Here is a 20,685-nt window from a genome sequence, read left to right as displayed (position 1 = left end):
TCTCCCCTTACGAGCATCCTCCCTGCGTACCGCAGTTCAAACACTTGTAACAAGTACCAGATCTCACCATGATATGTCCGCAGTTACCGCAAGCAGGGGCATCTGACTGACCACCGCCTGAAATATCAAATACAGGCTTCAGTTTTTTATCTGCCGCTACCCTAGGTTCTTTAGGAGCAGGTGCGAAGTTGTTCTCTTCAGTATTCCGGTCTTCATCAGCCATTTGCGGGTTTCCCAAAACTACCTTTTGCTCAGTGATCACGTGTACCAGGTCTTCACGACCCAGGTATTCGTAACCCAGCATGCGGAAGATATAATCGATGATGGAAGTAGCGCTCTTGATATTTTCATGACCGCTAACCATTCCGCTTGGCTCAAAACGGGTGAATGTAAACTTGTCTACAAACTCTTCCAATGGAACACCGTACTGCATTCCCACCGATATCGCAATAGAGAAACAGTTCATTAAAGAGCGGAAGGTTGCACCTTCTTTGTGCATATCCACGAAGATCTCACCTAAGGTTCCATCTTCATATTCACCGGTGCGAACGAAGATGGTCTGTCCGCCAACGGATGCTTTCTGAGTGAAGCCGGCTCTGCGGTGAGGCAAGCTTTTCTTCTCTACTACAGACGATAGCTGGCGTTTGAAGTTAGTATCTGTTGAACGGGCAAGGATCGCTCTGGCAGCCTCTAACACCTGCTCTGGAGTCAGGTCACTTAAGCGCACATTAGCTGCCTCGCCTAATACTTCTTCAACCGTGTCTAATTTGTCCTCTTTAGAGTCAGATGATTTGGTAGATAATGGCTGAGATAACTTACAACCATCGCGGTAAAGCGCATTCGCTTTCAGCGCTAATTTCCATGATAACTCGTAGCACTCTTTGATCTCTTCAACGGTTGCCTCGTTTGGCAGGTTGATCGTTTTAGAGATCGCACCTGATAAGAAAGGCTGTGCAGCAGCCATCATACGGATATGACCGGTAGCATGGATATAACGCTCACCTTTGTTACCACATTTGTTTGCGCAGTCAAATATTGGGTAATGCTCTTCTTTTAAGTAAGGCGCACCTTCAATGGTCATGGTACCGCAAATAAACTCATTGGCTTCCGCGATTTGCTGACGGTTGAAGCCGATAGCACGCAAAAAGTTGAAGTCTTGTGAATTATATTGATCCGGCTTGAAGCCCAGGCGTTTCAAACAATCTTCACCTAAAGTCCACTGGTTGAATACGAATCCGATCTCGAAGGCAGCTAATAAAGCTTTGTCGATCTTCTCCAGTTCATCCTGCTTGAATCCTTTGGCAGTAAGACTGTCAAAATTGATATGCGGAGCTTTATCTAAAGTAGCAGAACCTTTAGCATAATTTACAATCGCTTCTATCTCATGCTCTTTGTAACCCTGGTTACGCAAAGCGGATGGAACTCCCTGGTTGATGATCTTAAAGTAACCCCCACCTGAAAGCTTTTTGAACTTCACTAGTGCAAAATCCGGTTCGATACCTGTAGTATCGCAATCCATTACCAACCCGATTGTTCCTGTTGGAGCTATTACGGTTGTTTGAGCGTTGCGGTAACCGTATCTCTCGCCCAACTCTACTGCTTTATCCCATGAGTTACAAGCTGCAGATAATAAGTAATCCGGACAATGGTTCTGGTTAATTCCCTGAGGATTGATCTCCAGACCCTCGTATGAATCGGTATTGTAAGCCGCATAACGGTGATTACGCATCACACGCAGCATGTGCTCTTTATTTTTTTCGTACTCACTGAAAGTACCCAACTCTCTGGCCATTTCGGCTGAAGTTGAATAAGCGGTACCAGTAAGAATCGCGGTGATTGCACCACCAATAGCACGTGCTTTATCGCTATCGTAAGGAATACCTGCAACCATCAGCATTGAACCAAGGTTAGCATATCCAAGACCTAATGTGCGGTAATCGTATGATAACTGCGCAACTTCTTTAGAAGGGAACTGCGCCATCAACACAGAGATCTCCAGAACAACGGTCCAGATACGGCAAGCATGCTCGAAACCTTTCACATCAAAAACTAATGTTTGCGGATCAAAGAAATGCGCCAGGTTGATAGAAGCCAGGTTACAGGCTGTGTTATCAAGGAACATGTATTCTGAGCATGGGTTAGATGCATTAATGCGTCCACCCTCCGGACAAGTATGCCACTCGTTAATAGTAGTATCATATTGTACACCCGGATCGGCGCAAGCCCATGCAGCGAATGCGATATCCTGCCATAATTTCTCTGAAGAGATCGACTTAACAACATTTCCGCTAATACGGCCAATCAGATCCCATTTCTTTCCTTTTTCAAGAGCATGGAAGAATGAGTTAGGTATACGAACAGAGTTGTTAGAATTCTGACCTGAAACAGTACGGTATGCTTCACCTTCGTAATCTGATGAATAGCCGGCAGCAATTAAAGCAGCCACCTTCTTTTCTTCTTCAACTTTCCAGTTTACGAAGTTGTCAATCTCCGGATGATCCATGTCTAAACAAACCATCTTAGCGGCGCGGCGGGTTGTACCACCTGATTTAATAGCACCTGCTGCACGGTCGCCAATTTTAAGGAATGACATGAGGCCAGATGAATAACCACCCCCGGAAAGTTTTTCATTCTCGCCACGAATAGCTGAGTAGTTGGTTCCAACACCTGAACCGTATTTAAAGATCCGTGCTTCACGAACCCAAAGGTCCATGATACCGCCATCATTCACCAGGTCGTCTGACACGGATAAGATGAAACAGGCATGTGGTTGCGGACGTTCGTATGCAGATGTAGATTTTTCCAGTTTCTCGGTATCCGGATTTACAAAGTAGTGACCTTGTGGCTTTCCCGTGATTCCGTATGAAGAATGCAGACCGGTATTAAACCACTGCGGCGAGTTTGGCGCTGCATGCTGACCAACGATGGTATAAGCCAGTTCGTCGTAGAATATCTGAGCATCCTCCGGCGAGGCGAAGTAGTTGTATTTTTCTCCCCACTGTCTCCAGCAATTGGCCATACGATGCGCCACTTGTTTAATGCTGTTTTCAGAACCGGTTGTTCCATCGGGTTTAGGAACTCCGGCTTTACGGAAATATTTCTGGGCTAAAATGTCAGTGGCTACCTGGCTCCATGTTGAAGGTACTTCTACATCGTTCATTTCAAAAACAGCATCGCCTGCCGGGTTACGAATTATTGAACTGCGCTTTTCATAAGTGAACAGATCGTACACGTTCACATTGGGTTTTGTGAAGTAGCGTGAAAAGCCCAGACCTTTTCCGGTTGCTTTAAACGTGCTTTTTGTAGAAGATTTAGCCATCTTGGGAATATTATAGTATTGATTGTAAGTTTGTTATCGTTGCTAAAAAACTTTGGGGGTTTTTAACCAAATTTAGAGCATCCCACCTCGCTGTGCTATTTATGTTTTCCACAGTAGTTTCGGCAAAGTTGCCCTACAGCGTTTCTTCTCGGCCAAACCATTCAAAACAAGCGTTTTAGACTGTGGATAACTTAAAAACTAAAGTAAAATTTAGCAAATTGCCCGCAATTTTCGGGCATAACACCGTCAAATTATAAACGAAACCAGGGCCTTAAATGTTACCAATTTTAGGCTATTATACTGTATCGAATACCTTCCAAATCCTACCGGCATTTGATGGCCTAAAAAGGCGCATATAGCAGTCGGAATACGGGAAGTGTGTCTGCCAGATGTAAGGTGGTAGACATATTTCGGTATAGTTAATAATGACCGGATCATATCTTCACAGTGTGATCATAGTATGCTTACTATTTCGTGATATGATTAGCATACTGTTATGATACTGTTATCATACTGTTAACACCCTGTTAACGCGATCTCAAAACCGGTCCAAAAACAAGGCTTAAACCCACCATTTGCGAGTCGCTTTTAGTAAATTTCATTTTCTTTTAGGTTAATTTACCGAGGAGCTAAACTTTACGGTTATTGCTTCCTTCTTATTTTGCTTAGCACGAAAGCTTTGGGTTTTTCACCAATTCTTAATCATACATCAGAAACTTTTAACTTTTCCGCATATGACCGCAGATTTAGATTCTACGTAAATCAGCCTTTCCTAACAGCGCGCATCTGCGGGGAATTAGCGTTAAGCCCCCGACAAGAAAAAGCCCTTACCTATTCTCGAAATCAATAGCGATCTCCTAAATAAATAAGGGCGGTAACCGAAGGACGGTTATATTATTCTACTAACGTTACTTTGATCATGTTGGTCTTACCTTTTTTCTCGATCGGGATAGCTGCAGTATTGATCACTACGTTGCCCGGTTCGATTAGACGTTCGGCCTTCAAGATCTTATTTACTTCGCTGATGGTTTTATCAGTACTTTCAAACTTATTGTAGAAGAACCCTCTAACGCCCCAGATAAGACTCAGAGTGTTTAGCAGTTTACGATTACTGGTAAAGATAAACGTAGCCGCTTTTGGACGATGACTTGAGATTTCGAAAGCTGTATATCCAGATGAAGTCATTGATATAATACCTACAGCGTTGGTTTTCTCCGCCAGATAGACTGCTGATCCACACACCGCATCTCCCATATAGGTGGTTGAATTGGGATTAAGTATTTTCGGAATGTTGAAAGGATATTCATTTTCTTCAACGTTGCGAACAATCTTCTGCATAGTCTCGATAACGATAGTAGGGTATTCGCCTACTGACGTTTCACCACTCAGCATTACCGCATCTGCACCGTCTAGTACCGAGTTGGCCACGTCATTTACTTCTGCCCTGGTCGGACGTGCAGAGGTAATCATACTCTCGAGCATTTGCGTAGCAACAATAACTGGCTTTGATGCAGCGGTACACTTCCTGATGATCATTTTCTGTAACATCGGCACTTGCTCCATTGGCATCTCAACACCAAGATCGCCACGTGCAACCATTACAGCATCACTCACATTTATAATTGCATCGATATTGTCTATGGCTTCAGGCTTTTCGACTTTCGCAATTACGCGGGCAGTTTTCTCACTGCGACCGATGATGCGCTTCAATTCAATAATGTCTTCTGCCGAACGCACAAATGAAAGGCCGATCCACTCTACGTCGTTTTCCAATGCGAAAGCAAGGTTTGTAAGATCTTCTTCCGTCAGACTAGGAATTGACACCTTGGTATTCGGAAGGTTGACTCCTTTACGAGAAGTAAGAATACCGCCATAAACCACTTCACAAAGAACAGTATCGTTATTATTAGTCTCAATAACCCGCATTTGAATCTTTCCATCATCTAAAAGGATGATCTCTCCAGCTCTTACATCTTTTGGAAAACTTTGGTAAGTGATATAGATCTGGTTATCGTCTCCGATCAATTCGTGGGTAGTAATCTCAATTTTATTGCCGCTGACCAAGTTGATACCACCATCTTTAACCAATCCTATACGGATTTTTGGTCCTTGAAGGTCGGCGAGGATCCCTACATTGGTTTTATACTGTTGATTGATTTCGCGAATAACGTCGATTACTTTCTGATGATCAGCCTGGCTTCCGTGAGAGAAATTTAACCGGCAGACGTCTACGCCGGCTTTAATCATCGATAATAGAACTTCTTTACTAGATGACGCAGGGCCCAGTGTGGCTACTATTTTAGTTCTGTTGTGAACCATATATTTTATATTTAATTTGAAATGTTTAACGAGCTGAGTTGGTGTAATAGTTACACCAGTTGGCTAAATTATGAGATTTTCTTTAGATTTCAGCTTCTTTGGGTCTACTTCTGCTGCGACAGCGACTTCGGGGATGCGGTTTAACCCGGCGATAACCTCCTTGAGGTCATCATGATCAATATAATTGTGGATAAGTAAAAAATAATCAACTTTCTTCATTTCCAGAATTAAAAAACCTTCTGTTCCTTTATTGGCAAGAAGGTTAAATTCGACTTCGGTATTTGGCTCTATAAAACTATACCTGCTAAAATAACAAGGTTCACCATCGGCCTTAAAAGCTAGCTCCAGGTCATCTACGCGGCTTAATTCAATGTGTAACCCCTTGTTAATTTTAAAACACAGCCGATAATCTTTGAGCGGAGCCGTGATGGCGATAAGCACAAAATCAAGATCGAGCTCGTATTTTAAGGTGGTTCTATTCAAACTGAAAAAAGTAAACAAAATTACAAAAGTAAAACGCTTTACGATGTAAATTGTATGATAGATGTGACTTAAAACAAAAAGGTTTGAATATTGGTAGATTTTAATTTTCTTTGCACAGAATTATTTAAACATTAAAACATAAAAACCATGTCTGATATCGCTTCAAGAGTTAAAGCAATTATCGTTGAAAAATTAGGTGTTGACGAAGGCGAAGTTACACCGGAGGCATCTTTCACTAATGATCTTGGTGCTGATTCATTAGACACCGTGGAATTAATCATGGAGTTTGAAAAGGAATTTAACGTAGCTATTCCTGATGACCAAGCCGAAACTATCGGTACCGTTGGTCAAGCTATTGCCTATTTAGAAAAAAACGTAAAGTAATTTACGCCACCTCGAATAAATGGAGCTAAAAAGAGTTGTTGTTACGGGATTAGGTGCGCTTACTCCGATTGGAAATACTGTACCAGAATTTTGGGACAGCTTAATCAACGGGGTAAGCGGCGCTGCTCCTATAACAAAGTATGACACCACACACTTCAAAACGAAGTTTGCCTGTGAAGTGAAGAACTTCAATCCTGAAGATTTCATGGATAAGAAGGAAGCACGCAAGTTAGATCCGTTTGTACAGTATGCCCTGGCCTCTACAGCTGAAGCTGTAAAAGACGCCGGTCTGGATTTCGAAAAATTCGACACTAATCGTATCGGTGTTATTTGGGGTTCGGGGATAGGTGGCTTAAAAACTTTCTTTGACGAAGTTTCGAATTTTGCCAAAGGTGATGGGACTCCCCGTTTCAACCCTTTCTTCATTCCAAAGATGATCCTGGATATTGCTCCGGGTCATATTTCTATTAAATACGGATTAAGAGGGCCCAACTTCTCGACCGTATCAGCTTGTGCTTCTTCTACCAACGCATTGATTGACTCGTTCAATTACATCCGTTTAAACATGGCGGATATCATTTTATCCGGCGGTTCTGAAGCGATCATTAATGAAGCCGGAATGGGCGGATTTAATGCAATGCATGCACTCTCAACACGAAACGATGATCCAACAACTGCTTCCCGCCCGTTTGATAACGACCGCGACGGCTTTGTTGCCGGCGAAGGTGCTGGCACTATCATTCTGGAAGAATTAGAGCACGCTAAAGCACGCGGTGCTAAAATCTACGCCGAACTTATTGGTGGTGGAATGAGTGCAGATGCTAATCACATCACGGCTCCCCATCCAGAAGGCTTAGGTGCTCGCTTAGTTATGACTAATGCCTTAAGGGATGCCGGTCTGACTACCGCAGACATTGATTATATCAACGTCCACGGAACTTCAACACCGCTGGGAGATATCAGTGAATCTAAAGCCATTGTCGAATTATTCGGTGAAGATGCCTACAGGCTTAATATCAGTTCAACCAAGTCTATGACTGGTCACTTACTAGGAGCAGCAGGTGCCATTGAGGCAATTGCTTCCATTCTTGCAGTGGTGAACGATATTATCCCACCTACCATCAATCACTTTACCGATGATCCTCGGGTGGATCCAAAGCTGAATCTTACCTTCAATAAAGCGCAGAAACGCGTGGTAAGGACGGCGCAAAGTAATACGTTTGGTTTTGGCGGGCATAACGCCTCAGTTATTTTCAAAAAGTACGAGGAATAGCCTGTTGTATGGCTCTTGTTTTTGGATTGATGAAAAGCTATATTAGTTAAATTGTCTCCCAAAATCCTATATGCCCGTATCCAGACTGTATAAGCTTTATCTATCACCCCACCGGCACTACATAAAAACCTTAAAAAACCTTTTGGGTTTTGTTCCGGGAAATATCCGCTTATACCGCATGGCCTTTCGTCATCGATCGGTGTCTACGCCTACAAAAAACGGTTCGAAAAATAGCAACGAACGCCTGGAATTTCTGGGTGATGCTATTTTAGGTTCTGTAGTTGCCGAAGTTCTTTTCAAGCGCTACCCCTACCAGGAAGAGGGTTTCCTTACCGAGATGCGTTCGAAAATAGTTAGCCGGGTTAATTTAAACCAGCTGTCTAAAAAGCTCGGACTCGATGAGCTGATTGAGTATGATAACCGGATGGTGCACTTTCCAAACAAGCAGGGATCTCTGCTTGGCGATGCTTTTGAAGCGTTGGTGGGTGCCATATTTATGGACAAGGGCTATAACTACACCCGCGAATTTCTCATCGACCAGATCATTAAACCTCATGTGGATATCCACCAGCTGGAGTTGACAGAGACAAATTTTAAAAGCAAGCTGATAGAATGGTGTCAACGGCATGGTAAAGACATCACTTTTGAAGTGATAGCCAATTCTGAGGGCGAAAACGTCAAACTGTTTACTATCCAGGTAAATGTGGACGGCGAAATCTGTGGAATAGGGCGGGATTACAATAAGAAAAATGCTGAAAAACTTGCGGCTGAAAAGGCTTGCGAAGCGCTAAAAATCTAAATCATTTTTCGTTCATCCTTCTCATGAGTGTTTTCAAACGCTTTGCTTCGGCCGTATTCTTATTTTGGTGTTTGCTCATTTTTACCATTGTGATGATCGTTGTTCTGCCGTTTATCGTCATTATAACGGCGCGTGTGAAAGGAAAAGCTGGGCATAATGGTGCATTTTTCTTTTTAAGAGTATGGGGATGGCTGGTTGCGATCCTCTGTCTTTTCCCGGTTCGCGCCAGAAATCGTAACATCTATGACAAGGACAAAGCTTACATCTTTGTCAGCAATCATAATTCATATCTTGATTCTGTAGCGGTGGTAACAGCAGTTCCACAGCCATTCAAGCCGCTTGGTAAGGTTGAGATGAATCGAATTCCGATCTTCGGGATGATCTATCGCAGACTGGTAATCATGATCGATCGTAAATCACCGGAAAACAGAAAACAATGTGAGGCGGATCTTCGCAATCAACTTTTAGAAGGTCAATCTGTTCTGATATTTCCGGAAGGTACTATGAACCGAAGCACTGAGCCGCTGGCGACTTTTTATGATGGTGCCTTCAGGCTTGCCATAGAAACACAGACTCCAATTGCTCCAATGGTTATCTTAAATGCGCGGAAGCTATTCTCACGCAATAGCCCATTAAAAATCAAACCGGGTTTTATAGACTGTAGGTTCCTGGAACCTGTCGAAGTTAAAGGTCTGACCATAGCGGACCTTCCTGATTTAAAAACCCGTGTTTACGAGCATATGGAAAGATCGATAGTTGGCCGGGAAATAACTAATACTTAATCACAACTCCCTTACTCAAATCCGGTGCCTTCGGCAGTTTGGGTAATGCCTTAGGCGCAGGCTTTCCGGCAGCCTCAAATGCGGTGGCCGATTCGCGAATGTACTTTACAAGATCGTAATCTGCCCAACCTGATAGTTCACTAAAACCCGGACGATAGGTTTCCAGAAAGTTCTGAAGGTCTTTCCCTTCATAGAGCGTGAGTGGCTTCACCGTTGATGCATTGAACCGGCGGTCAACCTCTGTATCCTGGAGTTCTCTGGAATAGAATTGATTAAAGCGCCTGGCCTGCCCGGGAGTTTTACCGATCAGCTCATATATTGCCGTTAATGGAGTAAACACATAGGAAAGAAGCGGAGGTTTGCCGGCATAATAAGATCCTTTTCGACGGTACTCCCGTTTAATTTCATCTAACTCCTGCTTCTTAGATTGACCCGTAACGGTAACCTGGTTCAGCATAATAGGTTTAGAAAGGTGGATAACCAGATCCTGATAAGAAGAAACAATAAGGGATTGATCTGTAAATCCTTCTTTAGAAACTTTTAGCGTATCTCCAATAGATGCCGGAATTGTAAATACTCCGAGCCCATCGGTTTGGGATGTGGTCTGATGACTGCTATTGCTTATGGTGGCTCTGGGCACCCGAATTGAAGTGCCAGCGTCAAAGATCACCCCCTGAATGTTTCTGTTTTGAGCGTTTGACTGACTCGACGCAATGATCAGCAGAAGGGTAAAAAGCGCAAGTCTCATTGGTTGGATCAAGTGTTCGTCAAAAATAATTTGTAAACTTAGTCAATGATAACGCTGCGAGATGCTAAAATATGTTAAATCAAATGGATATCGTCGGCTTTGATTCTTATTCAACCCTTTTGCCAAGAAATCTTATCTTTGCCCGATGATAAAATCAATGACCGGCTATGGCCTGGCTGCTAATGATTTTGCGCAGGCGAAATATACAGTTGAGATCAAATCATTAAACAGCAAGTTCCTCGAGCTGGCACTGAAAATCCCGAAAGCTTTTTCTGATAAAGAATTTTTGTTGCGAAACGAATGCAGCAAGCAAATCGAACGGGGGAAGGTTAACATTAGCATCTATGTTGAATATCCCGAAGCAACTTCCAAAACAGCTACAATAAACCAGGAACTTTTAAAAGTTTACTATCAGCAATTAAAAGCTACGGCGGCAGAACTTGGTGACACGCCCCGTAACCTTCTGCAGCTGGCTTTAAACTTTCCTGACGTAATACAATACGAATCTGATGCAGTGAGTGAAGACGAATGGAAGGCTGTTTACAAAACGTTTGAGGAAGCCCTGAAGAACTTTCAGAACTTCCGTGTTGATGAAGGTAATGTACTGAAACAGGATCTTATTTTTCGGATCAGTAATATTTTAGAAGGCATGAAACTGGTTGAAGTACAAGAGCCTAACCGCCTTGTTCAGGTTCGGGAACGCCTGGACCATTACCTTGCAGAAGCTGTTGGCAAAGAAAATATAGACTACAACCGTTTTGAGCAGGAACTTATATTTTATATCGACAAGCTGGACATCACCGAAGAAAAAATTCGTCTGAAAAGCCACTGCGATTATTTTATAGATGCCCTGAAAGGTACTGACGCTAATGGGAAAAAGCTGGGTTTTATTTCTCAGGAAATTGGCCGTGAGATTAATACCATGGGATCTAAAGCAAATGACGCGAAGATTCAACAGATCGTTGTAGGTATGAAAGAAGAGCTTGAAAAGATCAAAGAACAATTATTAAACGTATTATAATACTGGGAACTATAACCTCCTGAGGGATGGCTTAGGCTCTCAATAACGACATGCAAGAAGGAAAACTTATTATATTTTCGGCTCCCTCCGGGGCTGGCAAAACCACCATCGTACATCATCTCCTGGGTAAGATTCCTGAGCTTGCATTTTCCATTTCTGCAACTACCCGCGAAAAGCGTGGGGATGAAATCCACGGATCTGATTACTACTTTATCAGCAAAGAAGAATTTCTGCATAAGATAGCAAAGAAGGAGTTTATTGAATTTGAAGAAGTATATACCGGCACTTTTTACGGCACCTTACGTTCGGAGATAGAACGAATCTGGAGTAGTGGTAAGCACGTTATTTTTGATATCGACGTTGAAGGAGGATTACACATTAAGAAAAAGTTTGGCGATCAGGCACTGGCAATTTTTGTTCAGCCACCTTCACTCGAAGTGTTAATCGAACGACTTACCGGCCGTGGGACAGATAGTGCAGAGAAGCTTGCAGAACGTATTGTAAAAGCTGACAAAGAGTTAAAGTATGCAGATCGCTTTGATGTGATCCTGAAAAACTATGAACTTGAAACTGCTTGTTCTGAAGCATTGGAACTGGTGAGTAATTTCCTGAGTAGGGTTCAAGCGTAAATCAGATATTTCCTGATAATTTAAGATTACATATTAGATGTATTTAGAGCTTAAATGAGACTTCTCATTTACTGTATGAGTAGAGTTAGACTGACCGATGTACTATCTAACTACTAACTACTAATTACTAACTACTAATTACTACAGAATGAAAATCGGTCTCTTCTTCGGTTCTTACAATCCGATTCATATCGGCCACTTGATCATTGCCAATTATATGGCTAATCACACTCATCTTGACCAGGTATGGCTGGTGGTTTCGCCGCACAATCCGCTTAAGGAGAAGAGTGACCTGATCAATATGTACGACCGGCTTGAAATGGCTAAGCTGGCTACAGAGAATGCTGAGAATATTCGTGTGAGTGATGTAGAGTTGAAGTTACCGCAGCCATCTTACACCATTGATACCCTGGCCTACCTGCACGAAAAATATCCGGAACATCAGTTTAGTCTGATCATGGGATCGGACAACCTGGTCTCCTTAAAGAAATGGAAAAATTACGAGTTGATCTTACGGGATTACCATATCCATATCTACCCTCGCCCGGGTTATGAAAACCATGAATATGCTGATCACCCGTCAATAACGATTACTAAAACGCCACTGATGGAATTGTCTGCCACTTTTATCCGCAAGTCGGTTAAAGAAGGCAAGAATGTGCAGTTCTTTGTTCCGGATGAAGTGTTAGAATTTATAGAGGGGAAGAATTTGTACAGGTAAAAAATAATTCGGACAATATTGAAATTTGGTTAAAAGCTTGGTCCGGGGAGTCGGGTACAAATACGTCAACTATTCCTTCCTTTCACAAACATCCTTAACTTTGCCCCTGTGAGTAACGAAAAGACCATCCTAAAGCTTGAGCTTCCAACTGACCCTAACTGGGTTAAAAATATAGTTGAAAGTAATATTGAAGAGATCCTGACGGATCATGCTTTCTGCGAGCAGAAAGCGGCCAGTAATGCCATCACTTTAATCGTTCAGAATCCTAATCTTTCTGACCTGGTACAACAAATGGCTATGCTGGTTCAGGAGGAAATGGACCACTTTAAACGGGTACATGATATCATCCTGGAAAGAGGTTATACCCTTGGGCGCGAGCGCAAAGATAATTATGTGAATGAGCTGATGCAGTTCATGGTCAAAGGAGGCAGCAGGCAGCAGAATTTAATTGATCGGTTATTGCTTTCTGCGATGATTGAAGCAAGAAGCTGTGAACGCTTCAAAGTGATGTCAGAGAATATAAACGACAAGCAGCTGGCAGATTTTTATCATGAATTGATGATCAGCGAAGCAGGTCATTATACCATGTTCATTACGCTGGCCAGAAAGTACGCCGGTAACATCGACGTAGAGAAACGCTGGAAAGACTTCCTTGCGTACGAAGCCCAGGTTATTCAAAATTACGGGAAGAAAGAAACCATCCACGGGTAGTCAATTTGCTAATTTGTTAATGTGCTAATTTGGCAATGGTTATCGCTTTATTCCATTTGAACGAATTGCTATTGTCAGAGCTTTCGTTTTCAATACTGGTCTTTAATTCATAAATTGAATTAGATTCTGACATTGACAAATTAACATATTAGCATTAAAAAATGGCAAATCTTATCAACTGGCTCGAGATTCCTGTATCAGATCTGGAACGGGCAAAGAACTTCTACGAGAAGGTATTACCAGCTCAGATTCAGATAGATGAAGAAACAGCCCCTGGTTTAAAGATGGGAATGATCTTTACCGAGGCCATGGACCGCAAAGATGTGGGTGGTGCCTTAGTGCAAGGTGAGGGATATAATCCAGGCGAGAATAATACACTCGTGTACTTGAACGCTAATGAGACCGGTGGTTGCGACGCTTTTCTAAAACGCGTTGAAGAGAACGGCGGCAAAGTCACCGGGCCGGCTTTTCAAATATCTCCAGAAATTGGCTTTTGTGGTTTCTTTACAGATACCGAAGGAAACCGCCTGGCTGTTCATAGCTCGAAGAACTGAGTTCATAATATTGATTCTTTGTCCAGTTGAGATATGTTGACCAAAGAGGTTTGTTCAGCCCATTGGCGAATCAAAGTATTTTTTTAAGCCACTTTAACAGACCATTCTTCTCGCCGTAAGGGGGATAGGCAAACCGGTTAAAATCTATCCGTGACTGGTAGGCTACCGCACGCTCATGCGAAAAGGCCTTAAATCCGTAAAAACCGTGCGAACTCCCCATGCCACTTGCCCCCACTCCGCCAAACGGCAAAGCAGAATTGGCAAAGTGAATGGCGATATCGTTTACGGTTGTTCCCCCTGCCGAGGTCTCTTTTATGATGCGTTCAACGGCGCTCTCGTTCTCAGAGAATATATATAAAGCCAGTGGCTTGGGCCTCGCATTTACGAATTTGATTGCATCCTCCAAGTCTTTGTAATTGACTATTGGTAACAGAGGCCCAAAAATCTCTTCCTGCATCAAACCGGAATCAGCTTTAACATTATAAACCACGGTAGGCTCAATAACCTGCTTATCCGGATATGAGGTGCCGCCGATTGCAACAGTAGAGCCGTCAGCCACGGCATCCTTCAGCAAGCCACTTAAACGATCGAAGTGACGTTGATTGATGATCTTGCCGTAACTTAGTTCATCCAGTTTACCATTTGCATAGTAATGCTTCTGGAGCGAAAGCTTAGCGAAGTGCAAAAATTCTTCTTGCTGCGCCGGTTTAATCAACACGTAGTCGGGTGCAATGCAAGTTTGTCCAGAATTGAGAAACTTTCCCCACATAATCTTTGCAGCAGCTTTCTCCAGGTTGGCGGTTTCATCTATAATCGCCGGAGACTTGCCACCCAGTTCCAGCGTAACTGAGGTGAGATGTTTTGCCGCTGCCATCATCACGACTTTGCCAACCTCTGTCCCTCCTGTAAAGAAAATATGGTCAAAAGACAGTTCAAGCAGCTGTCCGGCAACTGTGCTGTCACCCTCAAAACAGGCCACTTCTTTTTCATCAAAGTTTTCGGTGATTATTTTAGCAAGCAACTTGCTTGTATATGGGCTAACCTCTGATGGTTTAAGCATGACGCAGTTACCGGCAGCTATGGCCGATACCAGTGGGCTCATCAGAAGCTGGAAAGGGTAGTTCCAGGGGGCAATAATAAGGGCAACTCCTTTAGGTTCCAGGTAGATCTTGTTTTTACTCAGTAAGCTGGAGAGTGGAGCACCTACTTTTTGTGGTTTCATCCACTGGTCAAGATTTTTTATGGCGTTATCAATCTCCGAATAGACTATATAAACCTCTGATAAGGCAGATTCAAAATCAGCTTTACCAAGATCTTTTTGTAATGCTTCAAAAATGGCAGATTCGAAAAAATGAATAGCACTTTTTAATTTTCGGAGTTTGTCCTTTCGTTGTGATGAGTTGGTGCTTCTTAGAGAAAAACTATGCTCTTTCTGGAGCTGAAAGGTTTCTTGTACAGTTAGCTTCAAGTGATAGAGATTATTGATCGTGAGGTGAACAGTTCATGATGGGATTTTTTGTGTTCCCACTTGTGTCGGCAAGTTAATTTCTTTGACCACCTTTTCAATATTTTTTAATGATCGGTGAAAAGAAGCCTCCAATTTCCTTTTTTTCAACAATTTAAATATAAAACTGGTGGATATACTTTTAGCAAGATAATAATCTAAGGTAAGGCGGGTTTTATTGACCTCAATTTTTTCAAGAATATAATAGGTCGAAGAGCGCTTATTCTCTTCGGTTTCACTAAACTCAATATGCTCGGGATGGTAAAACCGGAAATCAATCGACCAAGTCTGTTGTGAAGCTTTTAAATAAAAATAGAGAGCCAATTTTTCAGTTTCTGGATTCTGTTCAATTTGATGATGAGATCCTTGAAATAATTAAAAAAAATTAAAAGCTCCTTACTATGCTAATCTTAAAAGTTCATCGACGGATGCTTCCTATGAAATCCCGTCGCCTGCTGATAAATTTCTGCAGCCTTTAATAGTTTACCCTCGCCAAAAAGCTGACCGGTAAAGGTGATACTGGTTGGCAAACCATCTTTATTAAAACCATTAGGTAATACTACCGCAGGATGACCACTCAAGTTGGTGGCAAGCAAGTTATTGCCGAATGAAGGCGCTACATACAGGTCAAGTCCCTTAAATGTTCCGGAAAGCCTTTGGATGAGCATAGTTCGTGCACGGTTTGCTTGAATGTATTCCACCGCAGGAATAAATCTTGCTGTGCGAAAAGCATTCGGCCATGCACTTCGACCTTGCTCAACAAGCAAGTCATCCCGGTTGCTCAAAGTAAGATCGTTGAATGCCGCACCAGCTTCCGCCATCAGAATAATAAGCATATCGCTGTAGGGCATTTCAGGAAGTTCTATCGGTATAAGTTCGGCTCCCAGATCTTTCAATTTTTGCACACTGAGACTATCGTTTACTCCTTTTGCAGAAAATGCCGATTTTATATATCCAATACGCATTCCTTTAAGGCTTTTTCCTGGCGAGGTATAATTGAAAGGCGCTTCGATAACACTGAGATCTTTACCGTCGGCGCCGAGTATGGCATTAAAAACAATGGCACAGTCTTCCGCGCTGCGTGCAATAGGGCCGAGCTTATCCATGCTCCAGCTCAGAGCCATTGCACCGTGCTTACTGACGCGGCCGAAGGTTGGACGCAAACCGGTGGTTCCACATTCGGTTGAAGGTGAGACAATAGATCCCAGGGTTTCAGAGCCAATTGCAAACGGCAAACAACCCGCGGCAACCGCAGAAGCTGAGCCGGCAGAAGATCCGCTGGATCCACGCTTAATATTCCATGGGTTTTTGGTTTTACCCCCAAACCATACATCCCCCATCGCTAACTCACCCAGGGTAGTTTTAGCAATTAAGATTGCGCCCTGGTTTTCAAGACGTGTTATAACGGTAGCATCCAGATCTAGCTGCTGGTCTTTGTACGGTACCGATCCCCATGTAGTTTTCGCTCCCCTGGCAGCCAGCAGATCCTTAGCTCCGAAGGGAATACCATGTAAAACGCCGCGATACTTTCCCGCCTTTATTTCTGCATCTGCTTTAGCGGCTTGTTTTAAAGCGCGGTCTTCAGTTAAGTTGATCACGTTGAGAAGTGTGGAATCATACTTTTTCAAGCGATTAATGAAAAACCTGGTTAGTTCCACTGAAGTGATCTTTCTATTCTTTATGAGCCAGGCAAGTTCTCTGACATTGTAAAAGGCTAGCTCTTGCCTGTCGGCAGATAGCGAAACTTCACTCACATCTCCAGATTTGAAATAATTGACCTTATCCGGAAACTTATAACCGGCAGGTACCGGGTTAAACTGGAGTGCCGGTGAAACAGAGTTTGGGATTTCCAGTTTACGTATAGCCACCAAATTCTTCCGCTGGTCGTCAAGGTCTTTAAGCATTGAATCAGTTTCTGTATCCGTAAATTCAAGTCCGAACAAAGCCTGAGCTTGCTTAACCATATTGGGCGTGATCTTATGATCATCAAGTGTTTTCGTAATAAATCCGCCTAGCGAAAAACTTAAAATAAGGGCCGAAGCGATTACTATATTTTTACTCTTAAATAATTTCATAAACGATCACGTTGACAATGGCATTAAATTTAATTAAAGAAACCGTATTTTCAGCCCAAGCGTACATATCACTATGATTAGAAATTTAGCCTCTATCCTTTTCTTACTTTTCGGTTCTCTAAGCCTATCTGCACAAACCATCCGTACTGACGTAACCATTGTTGGAGGTAGTCCGGCAGGGGTTTCTGCAGGTATCCAAGCCGCTCGGTCCGGTGTTAAAGCTTTGATTCTCGAACAAGGCCAGTCCCTTAGCCCTGAATTTTCTTCCGGCGATCTGGTGGTTCTTGAAAGAATCCGGGATCATTACATCTACAAAAAAGAGGCTGACGAAGGTGTGAAAGATTCTGTTAAACGGGAACGCATCCGTCCAGAAGATTCTTCTAAACTCATCAAGTCTATCACTGATACGGTTAAAAATTTAACTGTTATGCTCAATAACGGTATCAGGGAGATAAAGAAAGACGGCAAAGGGTGGGAAATTAAACTCCAGAATGGTCGCACCATTAAAACGGATGTGATCATTGATGCTAGTAAAACTCAGTCAATTTCTGCCCTACTTAAAATAGAACCGCAAAAAACTATCATAATGATCAGCAATTGGCTGAACATCCCCCAATCTGCGCCCCGCTTGTTCCGTACAAGTATGGCAAATGGCACCGTGAAGCGCAGCAATAAAGATGCGAGTTACCTGATTCCCGCAGCTACACTACTGCCAGTTGGGCTGGAAAACATCTTCCTGGTACCACAGGCCACCAAAGATTTACATCCTGAAGCGATGCTTGCCGGACAGGCTGCAGGTGCATCAGCAGCCTTTTGTGCATTCTTTAAAACAACCTCTAAAAACCTGAACATCCGGATAACTCAGGGTGAACTACTAGCGTACGATGCACGCTTAATCCCATACCGTGATATTGACTTTGATGATCGTCACGCCATCGCTTTTCAGCATACAGGCCTAAGCGGGATCCTTAAAGCCAGGCCCACCCATATTGACGGCAAAGAAGGCTTTGTATTCGATACACTGGGAACAATTTCATCAGAAGAATTACGCCTGCCTATGAAAGAGTTCTATTCGCGAAGCCAGATCTGGTTCGCTGACCATAAAAAAGACAGTCTGACCATAGATGATACTATTAAACTGTTAATGTTTACAGCAACACGTGGCGAGGAACTTCGCCGCGAAATTGAAAAAGGCTGGAAAGACAGCCATAAGTTCAACAGCACTTTCGATCCCAAGCGAGCTATTACCCGCCGTGAGTTTGCAGTGCTCACGGATACTTACCTGCAACCCTTTAATAGGCGGGTCGATTTAAGCGGAAACCTGCTGAACTAATTTTTTGAAAAAAGGATTATCTTTAGTATTAATCTTAATCACAGACTGATATGAAAGCATTAAAGTTAACTCTCACTTTACTGGCGATCCTTATTTCTGCCAGCAGCTTTGCTCAAAGTTTAACTAATGATAGTTTGAGAAACCAGGCTATTAAGGACTGGGAAAGAGCCAAGCTCTACACCAAAGAATATATCGATGCCATGCCCGAGAAAGGGATGTCATTTAAGCCTACCCCTGAAATGCGCAGCTTTGCTGAGCAAATGTTGCACCTCGCAAATGCCAATATGGGTTTATCTTCATTCGGAACAGGCGCAAAGATTATGAACCCTGAAAAAGATTTGGAGAAAATGGATGAATTAAAAACGAAAGCCGCACTCACTAAAACTGTTATGGACAGTTATGATTTTGTTATTAATGGGATTAAAAAGATGGATGTGTCAAAGTTTGGTAACAAGGTGACCATGGAAAGCTTTAAAGTTACAACCAGCCAACTTGACTGGATAGATAAAACGTTTGAGCATCAGACCCACCACCGCGGACAGTGCACGGTATATTTAAGATTGATGGGAGTTACTCCTCCGCAGGAAAGGCTTTTCTAATATTATGATTAACCAGGCTTAGGGGCAATTCGATTCGTAAGTCTGGTTATTGTTTACTGCTTCAAAATTTTCAAGGCACTCACTTTTCTCATTCGGTAACACATCATAGCAGTTTCGCCAAGCTGATTGATCAGCTTATAATTGACAACTGCACCAACAGCAGCGCCGATTACCGGAATCAGCTGAGCCATTTTTGCCAGATCTATATAATCCCGGTACTCTTGCTGAAAAGACCGCCAGTCAAATTCAGATACATTATCCGGCAGTGTGCTGCTGTAGCCCTGCCAGTTTTGAATATGCTTATACACTTCATTTCTGCCCTGCTGGCTTGAAAAAGCCAGCTGAAATATATACAGAATATATACGCGCTCTTTATAGTTCTTCACGTCATAGCCATACAAGGCTGCTATTTCGAAAAGCAGTTTCAGTTTAATACCAATTAGCAAAGGAAAGTCAGCGAAGGCCAGTAAAATTCCGCCAGCCCCGGTAACTGCGCCCTCCGCAGAGGCTGTTTTACGGTAAAATTCAATCCGTTCTTTTACATGAGCCTCCCGAAGCTGTAGGGATCCCTCTGTCCTGATGTCCGGATTGGTATATTTCGCACCGAAAAGCACCCCTTCGACCATCTTCCGGATAGTAACAGTAATACCTTTATGTATTTTCTCGGGAATGTAACTGTTAATACGAGTCTGGACGTTTTTTGCCAGTTTATTGACGAAAGACGGTTTCTTCTGAATTTTTTGCTGCCATAAAAGCAACTCATGCTGCGCATTATGTTCGTAGGGTGTCATGATTTTCTCTTAATAATTTCAAAGCGCTTTTTCTTCGCCAAATTTTAAAATGCTATACAAATGTTCATCCAGTATCTGTCCGTTTTTGATGATCGCTTTCCTGTGGATTGCTTCTTTGCGAAACCCTGCCTTTTCAAGCACGCGCATAGATGCATAATTATGATCGAAAACACCGGCATAAATTCGGATGATCTGAAAATGGGCGAAAGTATAATCTACCATAGCTTTTACCGCTTCGCTCATGATTCCCTTGTTCCAAAATGGCTCACCAAGCCAGTAACCTATCTCTGCATTTAATCGGTAAATATCTGTTTGCTGAATAATCCCGATTCCTCCAACCACCCGGTCATTTACGGTAATGGCCAGATTTAAAGGAATCTGAGAACCTCTGTTCAGGCTAATCCAGTGAAAGGCATCATTTGTTGAAAATGGGTTAGGAAATGAATCCCTGAGATTTTGGGAAACAGCTATATTGTTGGCATTCTGCTGTAATGAAGTCTCATCGCCATGTTTGAAACCACGAAGTGCACATGTTGATAATACGATCATAATTAAAAATAGACTTTTGCAGAAATCAGTGCAACGCTAATTTATAGCTATTTGACGTCGCCAGCTGGTAAAATACAGAAACTTATTAACT

Annotated in this window: 19 protein-coding genes; 11 read left to right on the top strand and 8 right to left on the bottom strand. The window is 42.7% G+C overall.

Going from position 1 to position 20,685, the window contains the following annotated elements:
- Nucleotides 1-7: 7 nt before the first annotated feature.
- From AC1MCB_RS17305 to AC1MCB_RS17295, 3 genes are all read right to left on the bottom strand, one after another.
- Nucleotides 8-3,319 (bottom strand): vitamin B12-dependent ribonucleotide reductase, encoded by a 3,312-nt coding sequence (locus tag AC1MCB_RS17305; protein ID WP_479965969.1) that lies wholly within the window; start codon nt 3,317-3,319, stop codon nt 8-10.
- 894 nt (nt 3,320-4,213) lie between these two features.
- A complete protein-coding gene (gene pyk, locus AC1MCB_RS17300) occupies nt 4,214-5,638 on the bottom strand; it encodes a pyruvate kinase (protein WP_479965968.1) in 1,425 nt (474 codons plus the stop codon).
- Between the two features lie 63 nt (nt 5,639-5,701).
- Nucleotides 5,702-6,121, bottom strand: coding sequence for an IPExxxVDY family protein (locus AC1MCB_RS17295; protein ID WP_479965967.1), 420 nt, complete (start codon nt 6,119-6,121; stop codon nt 5,702-5,704).
- Between the two features lie 147 nt (nt 6,122-6,268).
- On the opposite strand from AC1MCB_RS17295, the gene AC1MCB_RS17290 reads away from it, so the two are divergent.
- The 4 genes from AC1MCB_RS17290 to AC1MCB_RS17275 all read left to right on the top strand — a co-directional run bounded on the left by AC1MCB_RS17290 (nt 6,269) and on the right by AC1MCB_RS17275 (nt 9,359).
- Nucleotides 6,269-6,505: an acyl carrier protein gene (locus AC1MCB_RS17290; protein ID WP_377163853.1), complete on the top strand. Its 237-nt coding sequence runs from the start codon at nt 6,269-6,271 to the stop codon at nt 6,503-6,505.
- A gap of 19 nt (nt 6,506-6,524) precedes the next feature.
- Nucleotides 6,525-7,778, top strand: a complete 1,254-nt coding sequence (fabF, locus tag AC1MCB_RS17285; protein ID WP_479965966.1) for a beta-ketoacyl-ACP synthase II — start codon at nt 6,525-6,527, stop codon at nt 7,776-7,778.
- Between the two features lie 70 nt (nt 7,779-7,848).
- Nucleotides 7,849-8,577, top strand: coding sequence for a ribonuclease III (gene rnc, locus AC1MCB_RS17280; protein WP_479965965.1), 729 nt, complete (start codon nt 7,849-7,851; stop codon nt 8,575-8,577).
- Nucleotides 8,578-8,600: 23 nt separating this feature from the next.
- The gene (locus tag AC1MCB_RS17275) at nt 8,601-9,359 is read left to right on the top strand and encodes a lysophospholipid acyltransferase family protein (protein WP_479965964.1); all 759 of its coding nucleotides are present in this window, start codon (nt 8,601-8,603) and stop codon (nt 9,357-9,359) included.
- On the opposite strand, the gene AC1MCB_RS17270 is transcribed toward AC1MCB_RS17275, so the two are convergent.
- Nucleotides 9,349-10,107 (bottom strand): peptidase associated/transthyretin-like domain-containing protein, encoded by a 759-nt coding sequence (locus tag AC1MCB_RS17270; RefSeq protein WP_479965963.1) that lies wholly within the window; start codon nt 10,105-10,107, stop codon nt 9,349-9,351. The two genes, AC1MCB_RS17275 and AC1MCB_RS17270, sit on opposite strands and share 11 nt — an antisense overlap.
- 145 nt (nt 10,108-10,252) lie before the next feature.
- Between AC1MCB_RS17270 and AC1MCB_RS17265 the strand changes: the two genes are divergently transcribed.
- The 5 genes from AC1MCB_RS17265 to AC1MCB_RS17245 all read left to right on the top strand — a co-directional run bounded on the left by AC1MCB_RS17265 (nt 10,253) and on the right by AC1MCB_RS17245 (nt 13,743).
- On the top strand, nt 10,253-11,128 hold the full coding sequence (locus tag AC1MCB_RS17265) for a YicC/YloC family endoribonuclease (RefSeq protein ID WP_479965962.1): 876 nt from the start codon (nt 10,253-10,255) through the stop codon (nt 11,126-11,128).
- 50 nt (nt 11,129-11,178) lie between these two features.
- On the top strand, nt 11,179-11,757 hold the full coding sequence (gene gmk / locus AC1MCB_RS17260; protein WP_479965961.1) for a guanylate kinase: 579 nt from the start codon (nt 11,179-11,181) through the stop codon (nt 11,755-11,757).
- Between the two features lie 148 nt (nt 11,758-11,905).
- On the top strand, nt 11,906-12,478 hold the full coding sequence (gene nadD / locus AC1MCB_RS17255) for a nicotinate (nicotinamide) nucleotide adenylyltransferase (RefSeq protein ID WP_479965960.1): 573 nt from the start codon (nt 11,906-11,908) through the stop codon (nt 12,476-12,478).
- Nucleotides 12,479-12,586: 108 nt separating this feature from the next.
- Nucleotides 12,587-13,189 carry a MiaE family protein gene (locus AC1MCB_RS17250; protein ID WP_479965959.1) on the top strand — a complete coding sequence of 201 codons (603 nt, stop codon included), beginning with the start codon at nt 12,587-12,589 and terminating at the stop codon, nt 13,187-13,189.
- Nucleotides 13,190-13,350: 161 nt separating this feature from the next.
- A complete protein-coding gene (locus AC1MCB_RS17245; protein ID WP_479965958.1) occupies nt 13,351-13,743 on the top strand; it encodes a VOC family protein in 393 nt (130 codons plus the stop codon).
- Nucleotides 13,744-13,813: 70 nt separating this feature from the next.
- Here AC1MCB_RS17245 and AC1MCB_RS17240 read toward each other — a convergent pair whose 3' ends face one another.
- Nucleotides 13,814-15,211, bottom strand: a complete 1,398-nt coding sequence (locus tag AC1MCB_RS17240) for an aldehyde dehydrogenase family protein (protein ID WP_479965957.1) — start codon at nt 15,209-15,211, stop codon at nt 13,814-13,816.
- Between the two features lie 446 nt (nt 15,212-15,657).
- Nucleotides 15,658-17,322, bottom strand: coding sequence for an amidase (locus AC1MCB_RS17235; protein ID WP_479965956.1), 1,665 nt, complete (start codon nt 17,320-17,322; stop codon nt 15,658-15,660).
- Nucleotides 17,323-17,395: 73 nt separating this feature from the next.
- On the opposite strand from AC1MCB_RS17235, the gene AC1MCB_RS17230 reads away from it, so the two are divergent.
- Both AC1MCB_RS17230 and AC1MCB_RS17225 read left to right on the top strand, forming a co-directional pair.
- The gene (locus AC1MCB_RS17230; RefSeq protein WP_479965955.1) at nt 17,396-18,655 is read left to right on the top strand and encodes an FAD-dependent oxidoreductase; all 1,260 of its coding nucleotides are present in this window, start codon (nt 17,396-17,398) and stop codon (nt 18,653-18,655) included.
- 50 nt (nt 18,656-18,705) lie between these two features.
- A complete protein-coding gene (locus AC1MCB_RS17225) occupies nt 18,706-19,254 on the top strand; it encodes a DinB family protein (protein ID WP_479965954.1) in 549 nt (182 codons plus the stop codon).
- Between the two features lie 53 nt (nt 19,255-19,307).
- Here the strand turns inward: AC1MCB_RS17225 and AC1MCB_RS17220 are convergent, their stop codons facing one another.
- Complete coding sequence (locus AC1MCB_RS17220; protein WP_479965953.1) at nt 19,308-20,045, bottom strand: EcsC family protein; 738 nt, start codon at nt 20,043-20,045, stop codon at nt 19,308-19,310.
- Between the two features lie 18 nt (nt 20,046-20,063).
- Entirely contained in the window at nt 20,064-20,594 is a 531-nt protein-coding gene (locus AC1MCB_RS17215) for a GNAT family N-acetyltransferase (RefSeq protein ID WP_479965952.1), read from the bottom strand.
- Between the last annotated feature and the right edge of the window lie 91 nt (nt 20,595-20,685).

The sequence above is a fragment of the Daejeonella sp. AP26 genome (assembly GCF_056680515.1).
This window is presented reverse-complemented; position numbering and strand designations above follow the sequence as displayed.